The sequence below is a fragment of the Sphingosinicella sp. CPCC 101087 genome, from assembly GCF_004151485.1.
Lineage (GTDB): Bacteria > Pseudomonadota > Alphaproteobacteria > Sphingomonadales > Sphingomonadaceae > Allosphingosinicella.
Genome location: NZ_SBFF01000002.1, coordinates 324,615 through 340,681, shown reverse-complemented (window position 1 = coordinate 340,681; position 16,067 = coordinate 324,615). Strand labels below are relative to the sequence as shown.

Sequence of the window (16,067 nt, the reverse complement as noted above, 5' to 3'; positions counted from 1 at the left end):
GAATCGAAGGTAGGTCTCGGCGGGGGCAACCGCAAGGCGATCGGAGGTCGACGACCGCATTGGCCGCCCGGTCCGGCGCCCTCGCCCGTGCGGTGCGATTCGCGCGGCCTTCCGCTCCCATGCGTGGAGCGGCGATCATTCCGGCGAGGGTTGTTCGCGGCCGCTTATTGCGGCGTCTGTATCTCGGCCGGGACGCTGCGGAGGTCGGTCCGGCCGGGCATATCCGCCGCCGGCTCCGGCTCGGAAAGTGCGAGCTCGATCGGAGGCATAGCCTGAGCGCCGGCGCGCAGCCGCCGCTCCTCGGCCTCCATATAGTCGCGGGTGATGGGCAGCGCGCCACGGTGGCGGACATATTGAACCTGAAATACGCAGCCGGCCCCGGTCTCGAACATCGCAAGCGCCGCCGCGAGATAGACCTCCCACATGCGGAAGAAGCGCTCGTCATACATTTCGACGATGTCCGCACGGTGTGCGCGGGTACGATCCAGCCAATGGCCGAGAGTCAGGGCGTAATGGAGCCGGAGCGTCTCGACGTCGGAGGCGATGAGGCGGCTGCGCTCGCTCGCCTGGATGATCTGCGACAGATTGGGCAGATGATATCCGGGGAAGATATATTTGTCGGCGAAGGGGTCGCCGGACTTGGGATGGTCGAAGCGGCCGATCGTGTGCAGCAGCATCACGCCCTGCGGCACCAGAAGCTCGGCGCACCGGCGGAAGAAGGCATCGTAATGCGCGGCGCCGACATGCTCGAACATTCCGACCGAGACGATGCGGTCGAACTGACCGGTCACGTTTCGGTAATCCAGCATCTCGAACCGCACCCGGTCCGCGACGCCTGCAGCGGCGGCGCGTTCGCGCGCCACCTGAAGTTGCGCCTCCGACAATGTGACGCCGAGCACGTCGACGTCGTAGTGCCGATGGAGATAGAGCGCCATTCCGCCCCAGCCACAACCGATGTCGAGGACCTTCTGACCCGGCTGCAGGAATAGCTTGGCCGCGATGTGCGCCTTCTTGTCGGCCTGCGCCTGGTCGAGCCCGTTGGCCGGATCGGTGAAGTAGCCGCAGCTATATTGCCAGTCCTCGTCGAGGAAGAGGGCATAGAGCCGGTTGCCGATGTCGTAATGGTGCGCAACGTTGCGGCGCGCCCTGGCCTCGTGATTGCGGGCCGCGAAATAGCCCCGGATGGCACCCAGCCGCCTCCGCCACTCCGGCGGCGGCGGCGCATCCTCCCAGCGTCGATTCGCGCTGACCAGCCGTATCAGCGCCAATATGTCGCCGCGCTCGAACAGGAGGCGGCCATCCATGTAAGCCTCGGCGGTGCCGAGTTGAACGCTGCGCACGATCTCGCGCGCAACGCGCGCATCGGTGAGGCGGATCGAAACCGGCTCGATCCCGGCCGCGGGCGCCCCGACCCGATGAACGCTGCCGTCATGATCGACGATGGTGAGCTCGCCACGATGAAGGAAGCGCCGAAGCATCCTGTCGAGAATCCACACGATCTGGTCCTTTCCGGTTCGCGGATCCGATTCGCCTGTCTGACGCGCCCGCTCGTACGGCCGAACCATGGCGGCCTTGTGGCGCCCGTCTCTCGCACGTCAGGCCGCGATCGGCCGATCGGCCCGAACGGCCTTCGGCACACGCGCATGGTCCACCGCCCAGTCCAGCGCAAGATCGGCGACCTGCTCCCAGCCGGGCTCGAGACAGGTCCAATGCGAGCGGTCGGGGAAAATGCGCAAGTCCGTCCGCGACGGAGCACGGCTCTGCTTGCGGTAGATGGCGCGTGTCATGGCGGCATCGGCGATCAGATCCCTCCCCCCGCCGATCAGCAGCAGCGGCGCGCGATCGGGATTGTCCCAGCGGATCCTGAGCGGATTGACGATTCCGTCCCAATAGACCTTGCCTGCCGTCGGCACGATGTAGCGGTCGTAGACTGCGCCGCTCTGCTCCGGCGGTACGGATTGAGCGAAGCGGCGCCGGAAGTAACGGCGCGACATCGTCTTCAGTCGCCGGAAACTCAGCGGATCGAGGAAAACCGGAAGCGCCGAGACGATGGCGTGGGGATAGAGCGGCACGCCAGGCGTCGGCGCGGGATCGATCGCAACGCCGGCGACACCGAGACCGCGGCCGAGCAGGTGCTGGACGAGAACGCCACCGAGCGAATGGCCGATCAAGATCGGCTCCTCGGCGAGGGCGCGGATCATCCGCTCGTAATGATCGACGATGGCACGTTGGCCGCTGCCGGCGAGCCCGGGATGCGGCGCAGCCCGAAGCTCCGCCGGCGGCCGGTCATCGAGCGGCCAGTCCGGCGCGAGGACCGTGAATCCCTTTGCCTCATAGCGCGCCTTGAAACCCGCCCAGCTCGCAGAATTGAGCCAGGCGCCGTGGATGAGCATGACGGTCTTGGACATGGCGAAACTCCTCCCTGATCATGGCGAGAGGATAAGCCTTCCTCGTGCTCCCGTTCATTCTACGCTCGGCTCGCACGCTAACACCTTGGTATGGTCGGCTCTGCCGGGGCGTTCATTGCGTCGCGAAGACAAAGGCAACGCTCACGCAGGGGGCAAGGGAGGCGCTCACTGACAGGGCCAGCGCCTCCTGCGCCTCGCTCATGGCGTGGAACCCGCCGCCTCCTCTGCCAGACGCTCGTCCAACTTCCGCTCGGCCCCGTCGGCATAAGCACGGCAGGCCCGCGGATCGAAGAAGGGATTGTGTTCCGGCCGCTCCCGCAATTGCTCGACCTTCGACTCCCCGTCGGACTGGGCCGGATGAGAGGTCAACAGAATGTCGCACGGGAGGGAACGCAGACGTTCCAGAGTATGGCGAAAGGCGGCGAGATGAGCGCGGTTCACCGGTGCCGAGAACCGGTAAGGGTCGGCGGCGAGCGGATTCAGGCTCGAGCCGAACACGACCCGGGCGCACCGTTCCCCCTCGCACGACTGCCAGGTCCAGCTCATCGAGCCGGGTGTGTGGCCCGGAGTTGCGACGGCGGTCACGGTGACGTCGCCCAGGCGCAACGCCTCGCCGTCCCGGACGGCACGAACGCGCTGCACCGGGGGAAAGCTCGCCAGCCACGCCATCTGCGGATCGTCCGGCCCGCTTCGCCCTGTGCGAAGAACCTGCGCCGCCGACGCGCTCGCCACCACGGTGGCACCGGTGTCCCGTTCGAGCGCAGCAATGCCGCCGGCGTGATCCCAATGGGGCTCGGTGCTCAGGATGAGCTTGATGTCGCGCAGGTCCAATCCGAGGCTTCGCACATTGTCCTCGATCCGCCGCACCGCCTGCGGCACACCTCCGTCGATGAGGATGAGCCCGGCGCTGGTGCGGATCAGCGCGACGTTCAGCCCGCCGAAGCCGACGAGATAAGTGTTGCCGAAGATACGGGTTGGTGGCTGCGGCGTCAGCCACTTGCTCGCCTGCTCGGGTGCGATCGGGCGTACAAGCGGATCGTCCACCTCCTGCGCAGGCGCCGCGGCGGCCAGCGTGACCCCAATCAGGCTCATGATGAATCGCATGTCTCGTCTCCCGTGAAGATTGTCGGCCACCTGCTCAGGCAAAATGGCGCGGGCCTCCATCGGCGACAATCAATCATTCCTCGACAGAGTTATGAGATCATCTCATGATTGATCGATGGATCGAGCTCAGCTTCCCCTCAATGCCCTGCGCGCTTTCGAAGCCGCCGCCCGGCATCTGAACTTCACCCGCGCCGCCATCGAACTGTGCGTCAGCCAGGGCGCGGTGAGCCATCAGGTCGCCTCGCTCGAACGCCGCCTCGGAATGCCTCTGTTCCGACGCCTTCCCCGCGGCCTCGCGCTCACCGACGAGGGACAGGCGCTCGTTCCCGTGCTGGCCGATGCTTTCGAACGGATCGGATCGACTCTCGACCGCTATGCCGACGGACGACTGCGCGAGGTGCTGACGGTCGGCGTCGTCGGTACCTTCGCTGTCGGCTGGCTGCTCGACCGCGTCGACCGCTTCACGCGCGAGCATCCCCAGATCGACCTGAGGATCATGACCAACAATAATCGGGTCGACCTGGCGGGCGAAGGGCTGGATCTCGCGATCCGGTTCGGCGACGGTGCGTGGCATGCGACACATGCCGACCTGATCATGGCGGCGCCGCTTACTCCGCTTTGCGCGCCGGCGGTGGCGGAGCGGCTGACCGGGCCCGGCGCCCTGACGGGAGAGCGACTGCTGCGCTCCTACCGCCCCGACGAATGGATTCGCTGGTTCGACGCGGCCGGGGCGGGCTGCCCCCCGCTCCGGGGCATGGTCTTCGACAGCTCGACGTCGATGGTCGCCGCGGCGATCGCAGGCCGAGGCGTTGCGCTCGCGCCCGTGGCGATGTTCGAGAAGGAGCTGCTCGCCGAACGCCTCGTCCGCCCCTTCGACATCGAGGTCGATTGCGGCGCCTACTGGCTGACGCGGATGATGTCCCGGCAGGACACTTCGGCGATGCGGACCTTTCGCGACTGGATCAAGGGCGCGGCGGCGCACGGCTAGACCGTGAACGCTCCGCGCCTCAATCCCCGACCGAAAAGAGCGTCGGCAGCAGGATGAAGGAGACCAGGACGAGCGCGGTCGCGGGCCATCGCCAGGGACCCATGCCCATCCAGCCGCGCGCAAGCATGCCCTTGCCCTCGCCGCGCAGGCGCTTCGACCGGCCGATACGCATCGCATAGAGCATGACGCCCGAAATCGAGAGGCCGGTCAGCAGCAAGCCGAAAAGGAACCAGGGGATCTTGGTCCAGTAGCCGCCGAAGGTTCCGAAATGGAGTGGGTCGGCCGCCTCGGCAATGCGCTGATGAACGCTCATGTCGCGGGCGTCGGCGAGCATGACCGGCGCCCCGCTGCGCGCATCGGTCCACACGGCATTGGCGCGCGGGCGCACCAGGATCGCCGCCTTCTGCCCTTCGAACTTGAAGGCGCCAAGGCTGTCGGTGGGGAACGCGATCCGCTCGATCCGCAGGTCCGGATCGGCGGCGCGGGCGGCGGCTAGACCGGCGGCGAGTCGGTCCGGGAGCGCTTGCACCGGCATGGGGACGGCGGCGAGCTCCGGGCGCGGCGCGGGCGGCGCTCCGGCCGCGACCTCCTCGGCTAGGTACCACAAGCCGGTGAGGATCATCAGTGCCACGAACCACAGGCTCCAGACGCCGGCGAGCCGGTGGAAGTCGCCGATTCCGGTGCGAGCGTCGCGCGTGCGAATCGGCCGCGCAAAGCCGCGCCACCATTTCTTGTAGACGATCAGCGACGTGACCAAGCTGACCAGCAGCAGCAGCGCCAGCGAGGAGACGATCGGCACGCCGAGCCATATCGGCATGTTCAGGTGACGGTGCATGTTCCTCAGCACGCGCTTGGCGCCGACCCAGTGGCCCTCCCCCTGGATCTCGCCGGTGATCGGGTGGGCGTAGAGGAAGACGAGGCTGCCGTCGGGTCTTTCGGCAGTGACGGTCGCGGCGAAGGCGCGGGCCGGCGGAGCCTCGATCGACCGGAACCGGTGATCCGGCCGCGTTCTCGCCGCCTCCCGCGCGATCGCCGGAAAGTTCACCGAACCGGACACGCTGGCCGGGTCGACGCGCAGCGCCGGCCGCGTCGCCCAGTCGAGCTCGGCGCTGAACACGGCAAGCGTACCGGTAAGCAGGACGAAGCTCAGCAGCACGGAGAATTTCAGGCCGGCCCATTGGTGAACCAGCCACCAGAAGCGGGCGCGCTTGGTCGCCGGCGCCGCGGCGGCGGAATCGCGGGCACCGGTTCCGGCGCCGGCGGGGTCGCTCCGAGCCATGGCGGCCGGCCCTACCACCGGTGTGCGATCTCGAGAAAGACGGTCCGCGGCTCGCCCGGAAAATGACCCGAGCGCTCGATGAAGCCCGACGCGGCGTAGGTCTTGTCCAGCAGATTGTCGACGCGCAGCAGCGCGCGCCACGGCCCGCGCTCCCAGATCAGCGACGCGTCGAATATCATGTAGGGCCGAACCCTCTGACCATCGATGCTGAGCCGCTCGGACACATAGTCGCCGCCGAGCGCGACGGCGATGCCGGGCCGCGGGAACTGGTAGCGGGTCCAAAAGCCCAGCGTGTGCTCGGGCGCATTGGCGAAGCGGTCGCCGACATTGTTGGAGAAGCCGCCGCCGGTGCCGGAATCGCGGGTGATCCTCGTGTCGTTATAGGCATAAGCGACGACCGCGACCCAATTCGGGGTGATGTCGGCGGCGAGATCGAACTCTATTCCCTTGGAGGTGATCTCCCCGAACGCGACGAGATCGTCGACGCCGTCATTTCCAGAATCGCCGTCGGGATCCGCCTGGAGGAGGTTGGTCCGCCGGATCCGGTAGCCCGCGAGGGTCGACTGGAGGCGGCCGCCCATCAGGGCCGTCTTCACCCCGCCTTCGACAATGTCTCCTGCGGTGGGGGCGAACGGGCCGCCGGCGAGCGGATTCTGGCTCGAAATGTCCTGCGGCTGGAAGCTCTCGGCATAATGGCCGAACAGCGACACTTCCGGCGTAACGCGATAGACGAGACCGGCGCGGACCGTCTCGTCGCTGTCGCTGAAGCGGTCGGCGCCGTCGCGATCGTCGAATCGGTCGTGCCGGATTCCCAGCACTGCGATCACCGGCCCGACCGTGAGCTCGTCGAGAAGGTAGAAGCCCTCGCGCTCCTGCGACGTGTCGGTGACGGTGAACGGGATCTGGTTGTAGGTGTTGGGGTCGGTGCGGCCGTAGACCGGATCTCTCAGGCTGATCGGGCCCGGCAGGCCTGGCGTGTCGACGGTTGCGCCCCGCAGGCTGCGGCCGCGAAAGTCGAAGTCGCCGGTGAACCGGTCGTACCCGATCAGGACTCGGTTGCGCACGTTCGGGGCCACGTCGGCGCTCCACACGGCGTTGGTTCCGAACGACCAGGTCTCCTGCCAGCGCATCTGGTCACGGAATTCGCGGGTGCTCGAATCGACGACGCCGTCGCCGTCGGAATCGAACAGGCCGCGCGGCTCGTGATATTGCTGCTCTTCGAACGCGTCATTGTAGCGAAGGGTCGCGTCGAAGGTCACGCCGGCGAGCGGTTCCACCTCGAGCCGCGCCTGGGCGACGTCCGAGCGCAAGTTGAGAAAGTCGGTCGCCTCATTGTGGTTCCAGCTGATGTCGGCGAGAAAGCGACCATCATCGTCGGCCGGGATGCCGCGCAGCCGGTTGCCGGGAAGGTCCTGGTCGTAGCGGGTCGCCTGGACAATCAGGCGGGCGGGGCCGAAATCGTAGCTGAGGCCGCCGTCGGCGATGAAGGTTTCGCTGCCGGCGTTGATGCGGAAGGAATCCTGCTCCTCGTAGAACAGGGCGGCGCGGCCGGACAGCCCGCCGGCGAGCGGACCGGTAATCTCCGCGGAGGCGCCGTAGCGGTCGCGATTGCCGAGCACTGCCGAGGCCGAAGCGGAAAAAACGTCCGCGGGCTTCTTGGTGATGTAATTGAACAGCCCGCCGGGCGCGCCGGGTCCGTAAAGCATCCCGGCCGGCCCCTTCAGGAACTCGACGCGCGCAATGTTGAACAATTGCGGGACCGAGAAGCCGGCATAGGGATCGCCACGCAGCCCGTCATAGAAGATCTCCTCCTGGCGGAAGCCGCGCGCCGTCACCCCGGCATAGCTGAAGAAGCTGACACCCGGAATGTTGCGATAGAGATCCTGCGCATCGCGCGCTCCTTGATCCTGGATGAGCTGCTCGGTGATGACGTTGATCACCAACGGGCTTCCAAGCGGATCGGAAGGCAGCTTGCCGCTCGCGGTCTCTCCCGCTCGGTAGAGCCGGCTCGCGCGGCCGGTGACGATTATGTCTGCCTGCCCGCCCGCTCCGTCCGGACCAACCGGCCCTGAATGCTCCTCCGTCTCGGCGAATGACGTATCGGCGATTTCCGCCTGCGCACCCACCGCGGGTGTAAGTGTCCCGGCGAGCAGCCACGCGGCCCTTCTTAATGTCATGTCGCCCACCCCTTTTGCGATCTGTTATCAATTCCCCCGCTAATGATAATCGATCGCAATAAGTCAAGTGCGAACCCTTGCATGTGTTCGGAAGCGGGATGCAGCGCGGCTATCCTGCATGTCGGAGCCGAGCCGTTCGAAGGGCCGGCCGATCCGAGCGGCCGACGCGTGTTCCGGCGCCATTCGCACTTTCCTCGGCGGCACGACGGCTTCACATGGACTTTTTCCGAGAATCGACAGTCCGGAGTCCATGAAGACCATCTACATCATCGACGACGACGCCTCGGTACGTAGCGCGACAAGCTTCCTCCTCAGCGGCCACGGATATTCCACCCAGGTATTCGCGAGCGGGAAGGAATTCCTCGCGCGAACGCCGCTACGCGAGGGTTGCGTCCTGCTCGATCTGTGCATGCCGGACATGGACGGCGGCCAGGTGCTGGCGGAGCTCACCGCCCGTGGGCTGGACCTTCCGGTGGTGATCGTGAGCGGCCGGGGCGATATTCCCGCCGCTGTCCGCGCGCTCAAGGGCGGAGCGGTCGACTTCATCGAGAAACCGTACGACGAGACCGAACTGATCGTCGCAATCGACCGCGCCATCGAGGAAGCCAAGCGAGCGACGGATCGGGATCGCGGCCGGAGGGCGGCTGCAGCCCGGCTGCAGGGCCTGTCGCAGCGCCAGCGCCAGATCCTGCGCGGCGTACTCGCCGGCATGAGCAACAAGGAAATGGCCCGGCGCCTCGATCTCAGCCCTCGCACGGTCGAGATGCATCGCGCCATGATGATGACGGAACTCGGTACCGCCTCGGTGGCCGAGGCGATCCGGATGGCGATCGCCGCCGAGTTGAGCCCGCTCGAAGACAGCCCCGGAAACACACCGACGGCGGCGGCGCTGGCCCCCTTCCCCGGGCGTGGCGGCGCGAAGAGACTTTCGGCGGGGCGAAAGCTGGCGAGCCAAGAATTGCTTCCGCCGGTCATGGATACGCTCGAAGGGACGACCGACGGTGTGTACCTCGTCGACCGGGACTTCAACATCACCTACGTCAACCGTAATGCCCAGGAGATGTTCGGGCTCGACGACATGGTCGGGCGGAACTTGTGGGACGTCTTTCCCGGCGCGGCCCGAACGCGCCTCTACCTGGAAGCGCACGCGGCGGCCGAGGAGCGCCGGTCAGCACGCTTTCAGTTCTTCGGGCCGCACCTCGGCCGCTGGCTTGACGTCAGCATCCGGCCGATGGCCGGCGGGCTGCAGGTATTCTTCCACGACATCACCGGGACGCGGACGGCGAACGCAGCGCTCGAGCAGGGCGAGGAGCGTCTTCGGCTCGCGCTCGAAGCATCCGGAGACGGCGCCTGGGATTTCGACATCGCAACCGGGCGAATCACGCTGTCGCCGCGCTTCCTCGCCCGGCTGGGCTACGCCCAAGGCGAGCTCGATGAGAATCTCGATGCGATCAGGGAGCTCATCCACCCGGACGACTGGCCGGAAGTGGAGCATCAGCTTGCGGAGCATCTGGCCGGACGCAGCGAGATATTCGCCTGCGAGTATCGCCTGAAGGCTCGGAACGGGGATTGGCTATGGAATCGCGATCGCGGCCGGATCGTCGAACGCGATCCCGGAACCGGGGCTCCGGCAAGGATGGTCGGCTCGGGCAACGACGTCACGGCGCTGAAGGCGATGCAGGAGCGGGCCGAGGCGGCGAACCAGCGGATCGCGCTGGCGCAGGCCGGTGCCGGTGCCGGCACCTGGGATCTCGACCTCGACGAGGGGACGGTTCGATTGTGTGCGCGCGCGCTGGAGATGCACGGTCTCGAGGGCGACTCGCTTCGCGAGCTGCCCCAGGCGAGCTGGTCGGCCAGTGTCCATCCCGACGATTTTCCCGCCTGGAAAGCCGCGCTGGAAAGCGCGATCGCCATCGGGACGACTTATAGCTGCCGCTATCGGGCCGTGCATCCGAGCGGTGAGGTCCGCTGGCTGCTCGCGCTGGGCGATGCCGTCGCCGCGGCGGATCCGCGCTCCCGACGCCTGGTGGGTATTGTGCTCGACGAGACGGAGCGGGAGCGCACCGAGATCGAATTGCGGCGCCTTCAGAATGAGCTGGTGAGCGCGGCCGGCACTAACGCCATGGCTGCAATGGCCTCGACCTTCGCCCACGAACTCAATCAGCCGCTCGCCGCCTTGACCAGCTATGCCGGCGGGCTGCGCAGGGCGATCGGGGCCGACATGGAGGACAAGGCGCACCTGGCCGATGCGATCGAGGGGATCGAGAGCAGCGCCCGTTTGGCTTGGCAGATCGTGGACCGGCTGAAAACGCAGGCGTTGCACGGGCCGCTCGAGCGCAAGCGGGAAAACCTTCGTCAGATCGTCGAGGATTCGGCCAGGCTGGTGCTCGCCGGCCATCCCGAGGTCGTGCTGGCGATCGACATCGCCGACGAAGCGGAATGGGTCCGCGCCGATCGCATCCAGCTTCAGCAGGTGATGATCAACCTCCTGCGAAACGCGCTCGACGCGATGGCCGGGGCGCCGCGAAAGACGATCCGGATCGGAGCCGCGGCCGGGGGTGACGGACAGGTGGAGGTTCGGATCGAAGACAGAGGCCGCGGCATGGCCGAGGAGGTTCGGAACAGCCTCTTCTCCCCTTTCGTCACCACCAAGCCGAACGGGCCAGGCATCGGCCTGTCGATCTGCCGGGCCGTCATCGAGGCGCATGGCGGGCGGATCCGGTGGGAGCCCGCGGCCGGGGGTGGCACCGCAATATGCTTCAACCTGGAGCCTTCGGTTCCTCCCCAATCATGACTGCGGAACCAGTCCGCACGCTTCGCTGCCTGCGGCAAGGAGGCCGCCGGCCGACCTGATTACGTGTTCATACGGTATGGTCGACCGGGCGAACGCGCGGCAGGCACCCGGCAGGGGTGCCAGCAGGAGTGCAGGCCGGGGGATCCGCGTGGATCAGGTTGACTATCTGTACGGCGAGCACCGCCACTTGGAGCGGCTCGCCCGCAGGCTCGAGGCGATTGCCGACCTCCCGGACGCGCCGGAGCCGTTCGGCTTTCTCCAGCTCAGGCGCGCGTTCCGCGAAGCCGTCATGAACCATCTGAAGCGCGAGGCCTGGGCGATCTATCCGCTGAGGGGGTTCGTGAGTTCCGAGATATGCGCTGCGCTCGCCGAACTCCAAGCCGAGGGCGGGACATTCTCGGACAGGCTGGCCGAACATGAGCGCCGCTGGACGGCCATTGCCATCGAGGCGCATTGGCGTGCTTATTGCGAGGAATTGGCGGCGCTCATCGCCAGTCTGCGCCAACGCATCGCCTTCGAAGAGCGCATCCTCTATCCGCTGCTCGAGCAGGACGGCGAGGGGTCGGCGGACAAGCTTGCCGGGGCGACGATGGCGACGCTCGGGTCCGGGTTGATGATGGACCACGCTGAGCCGGGCCGCGAGCCGCCCTCAGACCCGCCGCTCGCGATCCTTGCTGCGAAACGGAACGACCTTCCCCACGGCTCGGCGACGGTCGAAGCACTTTCCTTCACTTCGGCCGGAGGGAGAAGAAAAGGCGCTCGACAGGATTCCGGCGTACGAAGTCAGGCCGCGATGTTCCGCGGCTATGGCCATGCCGTCCGGGGCACGGCCTACCGGCTCGCGCCCGACGACCTCCGGAACGCCGATGAACCGCGATCCGGCGACCGGGATGAAGGCCGGGCCGATACGAAGCTCACAGACCCGGACCTTCTCTGATCGTTGGCTCCCTCGAGTCGTCAGGCCTGGCCGGCGGAAATCAGGCGGGCCGAATAGGCCGTGGACAGCGAGGCCATCGTTTCTCAGCTCCGCACGCGGGCCGGATTTCCAACCGCCGTCGCCCCGGCAGGGACGTCGCGCGTAACGACGCTTCCTGCGCCTATCACCGCATCATCGCCGATCGTGATTCCCGGCAGGATGATCGCGCCGCCGCCGATCCACGTATTCGCGCCGATCGTCACCGGCCGCCCAATTTCGAGCAGCCGAGCGCGAAGCGCTGGATCGCGCGGATGATCCGCGGCCAGGATCTGGACATTCGGGCCAATCTGCGCGCGATCGCCGATCGTGACCCGTGCGACGTCGAGGATGATGCAGCCGAAGTTGAGGAAGGCGCCACCCCCCAGGTGGATGTTCCAGCCATAGTCGCAGTGGAAAGGCGGGCGGACCTCCGCTCCCTCCCCCACTGATCCGAGCAGCGTGCGCAGGAGCTCTTCCCGCTCGGCCGGGCTGTGCGCACCGGCGGCGTTGTAGGCGTCCATCCACACGGCGGCGCGCTGCCGGTCCGCGACGAGCTCGGGATCGTCGGCTCGATAGAGCTCGCCGGCGAGCATCTTGCGTTTCTCGGCCGTCATCCGGAAGGCTCCGCCGCAATCAGGCAGGCGCCGGCGGCCCCTGGGTGCAGGGCGACTGCGGCGGTTGCGGCGAGCAGGGCCCTGGCGATCCGCTCACGAGCCGGCCGGCACAAGATTGGGCGGGCCGAGGTGCTGGAGGAAATCGGGCTTGCCGAGACTTATGCCGGCGGCGCGAAGGATGGCGTAAGCGGTCGTGACGTGGAAGAAGAAGTTCGGGAGCGCGAAGCCGGTAAGATAGTCGCGGCCGATCCAGCGATAGCCGGTTCCGCCGGGGAAGCGCAGCTCCACCTCCCGCTCTTCGCTCCCGGCTATGGCGGCGGGATCGATGCTCTCGACATAGGCGATGGTCTTTTCGCAGCGTTCCTTCAGTTCGGCGAAGCTCGTCTCGGTATCGGCCATGGACGGCGCCTCGATTCCGCACAGGCGGCCGATCGCGTTCTTGGCCGTATCGGAGGCCATCTGGTACTGCGCGGGAAGCGGGCGCATGTCGGGCGCAAGACGCGCCGCGAACAGATCGGCCTCGGATTTCTCCATCGCCGCCTTGTCGAGCCAGGCTCGCATGTCGGTGAGCGAGCGCACGAAGATCGGCACGGAAGCGTCGTAGAGCGTGAACGTCATAAGCGCGTGTCCCAGGCTGTGGTCCTCGCGCGCATTGTGCAGGGGTTCGACCGCTACGCCAAGGGCGGAGGACCGCCCGCGCGGCACGGACATCCGGGCAAGGGCAGAGTCTTGCGCTGGCCGGTCGCGTGCGCTCGACGTCGGCCCTGCAAGGGCGACGAAAATGAGGTCGAGTTATCCCGTTGCGGCCGTGAATGAGCGCGGCTTCCCTTCAGTCTCGGCAAGCCGCGCTTATCCCTCCACCAGCTTTCGAGTCGGAGACTTTCCGTCGCGCTTCGTGCGCTGGGGAGACGCCGTCGCGTTGCGACGCTGGGGACGGCGATCCGGCAGATGGACCCTGCCCTCGCCCTCGGCCCTGTCGGTTCCGTGGAGGCTCATCAACGAGTTCATCAATCCTTCGTCGGCGCTGGAGCAGACTCCGAGCACGACCGCCTCGTCGCAATCTTCCGCGACGACGTAAGCGTGGCCCATCTGCGAATCGATGTAGATCGATTCGCCCTCCTCCAGGACGACCGGGTCGTAAAATTCGGTATGCACCTCGATCCGGCCTTCCAGGACGTAGATATATTCCTCACCCGAATGCCTGACGAGCTCGCCGAACTCCTCGGCGGTCTTTGCCCGAATCCTTGTCAGCACCGGGATCATGCGCTTCCGCCTCAACTCCGGGCAGAGATAGTGATAGTCGTAGTTGGGCGTGGTCACTTGGATCGCTCGATCGGTCCGGCCGATGCTGCGCCGCGCAGTGACCACCGCCTCCGCCCCTTCCGCCGGCTCGGCGAACAACTCGGACATGCGGATGCCGAGTCGCTGGCTCAGCTGCTGGAGCTTGTCGTAGGTCAGCGTCAGCCGGTCATGCTCGACCTTGGATAGGGTCGACACCGGAATGCCGCTGCGATCGCTCATCTGCTTGAGTGTCCAGCTGTTTCGGGTCCTGAGGCCCCGCAGCAGCTTGCCCAAGGTCGGCTGGTCCGCCGCCATTCCCGATCGTCCTTTCAATCGCGTGTTTGACAAATTTTCCAACTAGGACATTATGTCCCGTACAGGTTAAAGTCTGCTTAGGTTCGGTAAGCTTAGCCGCACAGCGGGCACGAGGCAAACGGCCGTGCCAATGCAGGGAGGGGTGAAATGCGCGCATTCAAGTTCCTGGTCGCCGGGGCGATCGCCCTCATCGGAATAGGCACCGCGGCGCAGCGTACCTCGCCGCTCGAACCACCGGTAACGGAAGAAAGGGTCGAGGAAGGCGCGCCGCGGCCGCCCGCCCCCGCCGCGCCGGGAGGCGCGCGCCAGCTCACAGCCGAGGACGTCAACGCCTGGCTGGACGGATTCCTGCCTTACGCGCTCGGAACCGGCGACATCGCCGGGGGCGTCGTCGTCGTCGTCCGTGACGGCCAAATACTCACTCAGCGCGGCTTCGGTTTCGCCAACGTCGAGCGTCGCACACCAGTCGATCCGGCGCGCACACTCTTCCGACCGGGATCGATCTCCAAGCTGTTCACCTGGACCGCGGTGATGCAGCTGGTCGAGCAGGGCCGAGTGGACCTCGATGCCGACGTCAACCGCTATATCGACTTCGAGATCCCGCCGCGCGACGGACAGCCGATCACGGTCCGCCACCTGATGACGCACACGCCTGGCTTCGAGGAGCAGGTCAAGGACATCATCTCGACCAGTCCCGACGGGGTGACCGACTATGTCGAGCTGCTGAAGCGGTGGACTCCCGAGCGGGTCTTCCCGGCCGGCGAGACGCCGGCTTATTCCAACTACGCCACCAGCCTCGCCGGCTATATCGTCGAGCGCGTGTCGGGCGAGCCGTTCGACGCCTATGTCGAGCGCCACATCTTCCAGCCGCTCGGCATGGCCAACTCTTCCTTCCGCCAGCCTTTGCCGGACCGGCTGCAGCCGATGGCCGCGACCGGCTACAGCCAGGCGTCGGGCGAGCCCGTCCCGTTCGAGCATGTCGGCCCGCGACCGGCCGGCTCCCTGTCTGCGACCGGGGAGGACATGGCGCGATTCATGGTCGCCCACCTCAACAATGGCGCAGGGCTGCTGAGGCCGGAGACGGCCCGGCTGATGCACACCACCGCCGCGCCCGGCGTGGGGCCGCTCAACCGCATGATGCTCGGCTTTTACGAGACCAGCATCAACGGCCGTCGGGTGATAGGCCATGGCGGCGACACGATCGCCTTCCATTCCTACCTGCACCTTTTCATGGACGACAATGTCGGCCTGTTCGTATCGTTCAACAGCAGCGGCCGCGAGGGCGCCGTCAGCAACCTGAGGAACGCCCTTTTCGAGCAGTTCGCCGACCGCTACTTCCCGGCCCCGGCCGACACCCGCCGGGTCGACCCCGAGACGGCCGCCGAACATGCGCGGATGATGACCGGAACCTGGGTGATGTCCCGCGGTTCGAAGTCCAACTTCCTGAACATCGTCGAGCTGCTCAGTCAGGTGAAGGTCAGCCTCGGAGCCGATGGCGAGCTCATCGTCCCGCTCGCCACCGGCCTTGACGGGCAACCGCGCGACTGGGTGGAGGTCCAGCCTTTCGTCTGGCACGATCTGAACAGCCACGAGCGGCTCGCCGCGGTGGTCGAAGACGGCCGGATCGTGCGGTGGAGCCTGGACGGCTTCGCGCCTTTCATCGTGCTCGACCGTACGCCGTGGCATCGCGACACGGCCTGGCTGATGCCCGCGCTGATCGCCAGCCTCGCCATCCTGTTCCTGACCGCCCTGCTCTGGCCGATCCGGGCGGTGGTGCGCCGCCGGTTCGGCGCGAAGCTGGCGCTCGAGAAAAGGGAATTGCAGGCCTATCGGGCGAGCCGCATCGGCGCCCTGGCAATGCTCCTCGCGGTGATCGGCTGGGTCGCGGCCATCTCCATGATGATGGGGGATCTCGTCAATCTCAGCGCCGCCTTCGACGGGGTGATCATCGTCCTGCAGCTCTTCACCTGGATCGCCTTCTTCGGGGGGCTGGCCGCGATCCTGTGGAACCTGTGGTCGGTGTGGCGGAGCAAGCCGGGCTGGAAGGCGAAAGCCTGGAGCGTCGCTTTGCTGTTCGCGGCGGTGATCGTGATCTGGGTCGGCTTCGCTTTCAACATGCTCGACTTCGGGACCAACTACTGATGCCGGGGCG

At 66.8% G+C, this 16,067-nt stretch carries 12 protein-coding genes; 4 read left to right on the top strand and 8 right to left on the bottom strand.

What is annotated here, in order from left to right; translation table 11 throughout:
- Positions 1 to 164 precede the first annotated feature (164 nt).
- From EKM57_RS04815 to bla, 3 genes are all read right to left on the bottom strand, one after another.
- A complete protein-coding gene (locus tag EKM57_RS04815) occupies positions 165 to 1,496 on the bottom strand; it encodes a cyclopropane-fatty-acyl-phospholipid synthase family protein (protein WP_129791335.1) in 1,332 nt (443 codons plus the stop codon).
- Positions 1,497 to 1,595: 99 nt separating this feature from the next.
- The gene (locus tag EKM57_RS04810; protein WP_129791334.1) at positions 1,596 to 2,408 is read right to left on the bottom strand and encodes an alpha/beta hydrolase; all 813 of its coding nucleotides are present in this window, start codon (positions 2,406 to 2,408) and stop codon (positions 1,596 to 1,598) included.
- A gap of 198 nt (positions 2,409 to 2,606) precedes the next feature.
- Complete coding sequence (bla, locus tag EKM57_RS04805) at positions 2,607 to 3,512, bottom strand: subclass B3 metallo-beta-lactamase (RefSeq protein WP_129791333.1); 906 nt, start codon at positions 3,510 to 3,512, stop codon at positions 2,607 to 2,609.
- A 115-nt stretch (positions 3,513 to 3,627) separates the two neighbouring features.
- Here bla and EKM57_RS04800 point away from each other — a divergent pair, with 115 nt between their 5' ends.
- Positions 3,628 to 4,500 (top strand): LysR family transcriptional regulator, encoded by an 873-nt coding sequence (locus EKM57_RS04800; RefSeq protein WP_129791332.1) that lies wholly within the window; start codon positions 3,628 to 3,630, stop codon positions 4,498 to 4,500.
- A gap of 19 nt (positions 4,501 to 4,519) precedes the next feature.
- Here EKM57_RS04800 and EKM57_RS04795 read toward each other — a convergent pair whose 3' ends face one another.
- Together EKM57_RS04795 and EKM57_RS04790 are read right to left on the bottom strand one after the other, a co-directional pair.
- The gene (locus tag EKM57_RS04795; RefSeq protein ID WP_129791331.1) at positions 4,520 to 5,779 is read right to left on the bottom strand and encodes a PepSY domain-containing protein; all 1,260 of its coding nucleotides are present in this window, start codon (positions 5,777 to 5,779) and stop codon (positions 4,520 to 4,522) included.
- A gap of 11 nt (positions 5,780 to 5,790) precedes the next feature.
- Entirely contained in the window at positions 5,791 to 7,956 is a 2,166-nt protein-coding gene (locus EKM57_RS04790) for a TonB-dependent siderophore receptor (RefSeq protein ID WP_129791330.1), read from the bottom strand.
- A 250-nt stretch (positions 7,957 to 8,206) separates the two neighbouring features.
- Here EKM57_RS04790 and EKM57_RS04785 point away from each other — a divergent pair, with 250 nt between their 5' ends.
- Both EKM57_RS04785 and EKM57_RS04780 read left to right on the top strand, forming a co-directional pair.
- Positions 8,207 to 10,750 (top strand): PAS domain-containing protein, encoded by a 2,544-nt coding sequence (locus EKM57_RS04785; protein ID WP_165357178.1) that lies wholly within the window; start codon positions 8,207 to 8,209, stop codon positions 10,748 to 10,750.
- A 148-nt stretch (positions 10,751 to 10,898) separates the two neighbouring features.
- Positions 10,899 to 11,687: a hemerythrin domain-containing protein gene (locus tag EKM57_RS04780; RefSeq protein WP_165357177.1), complete on the top strand. Its 789-nt coding sequence runs from the start codon at positions 10,899 to 10,901 to the stop codon at positions 11,685 to 11,687.
- An 83-nt stretch (positions 11,688 to 11,770) separates the two neighbouring features.
- Here EKM57_RS04780 and EKM57_RS04775 read toward each other — a convergent pair whose 3' ends face one another.
- From EKM57_RS04775 to EKM57_RS04765, 3 genes are all read right to left on the bottom strand, one after another.
- Positions 11,771 to 12,319 (bottom strand): sugar O-acetyltransferase, encoded by a 549-nt coding sequence (locus tag EKM57_RS04775; protein WP_129791327.1) that lies wholly within the window; start codon positions 12,317 to 12,319, stop codon positions 11,771 to 11,773.
- 93 nt (positions 12,320 to 12,412) lie between these two features.
- The gene (locus tag EKM57_RS04770) at positions 12,413 to 12,937 is read right to left on the bottom strand and encodes a DUF1993 family protein (RefSeq protein ID WP_129791458.1); all 525 of its coding nucleotides are present in this window, start codon (positions 12,935 to 12,937) and stop codon (positions 12,413 to 12,415) included.
- A 231-nt stretch (positions 12,938 to 13,168) separates the two neighbouring features.
- Positions 13,169 to 13,915, bottom strand: a complete 747-nt coding sequence (locus EKM57_RS04765; RefSeq protein WP_129791326.1) for a helix-turn-helix domain-containing protein — start codon at positions 13,913 to 13,915, stop codon at positions 13,169 to 13,171.
- A 147-nt stretch (positions 13,916 to 14,062) separates the two neighbouring features.
- Between EKM57_RS04765 and EKM57_RS04760 the strand changes: the two genes are divergently transcribed.
- The gene (locus EKM57_RS04760; protein ID WP_129791325.1) at positions 14,063 to 16,057 is read left to right on the top strand and encodes a serine hydrolase domain-containing protein; all 1,995 of its coding nucleotides are present in this window, start codon (positions 14,063 to 14,065) and stop codon (positions 16,055 to 16,057) included.
- The last annotated feature ends 10 nt before the right edge of the window (positions 16,058 to 16,067 follow it).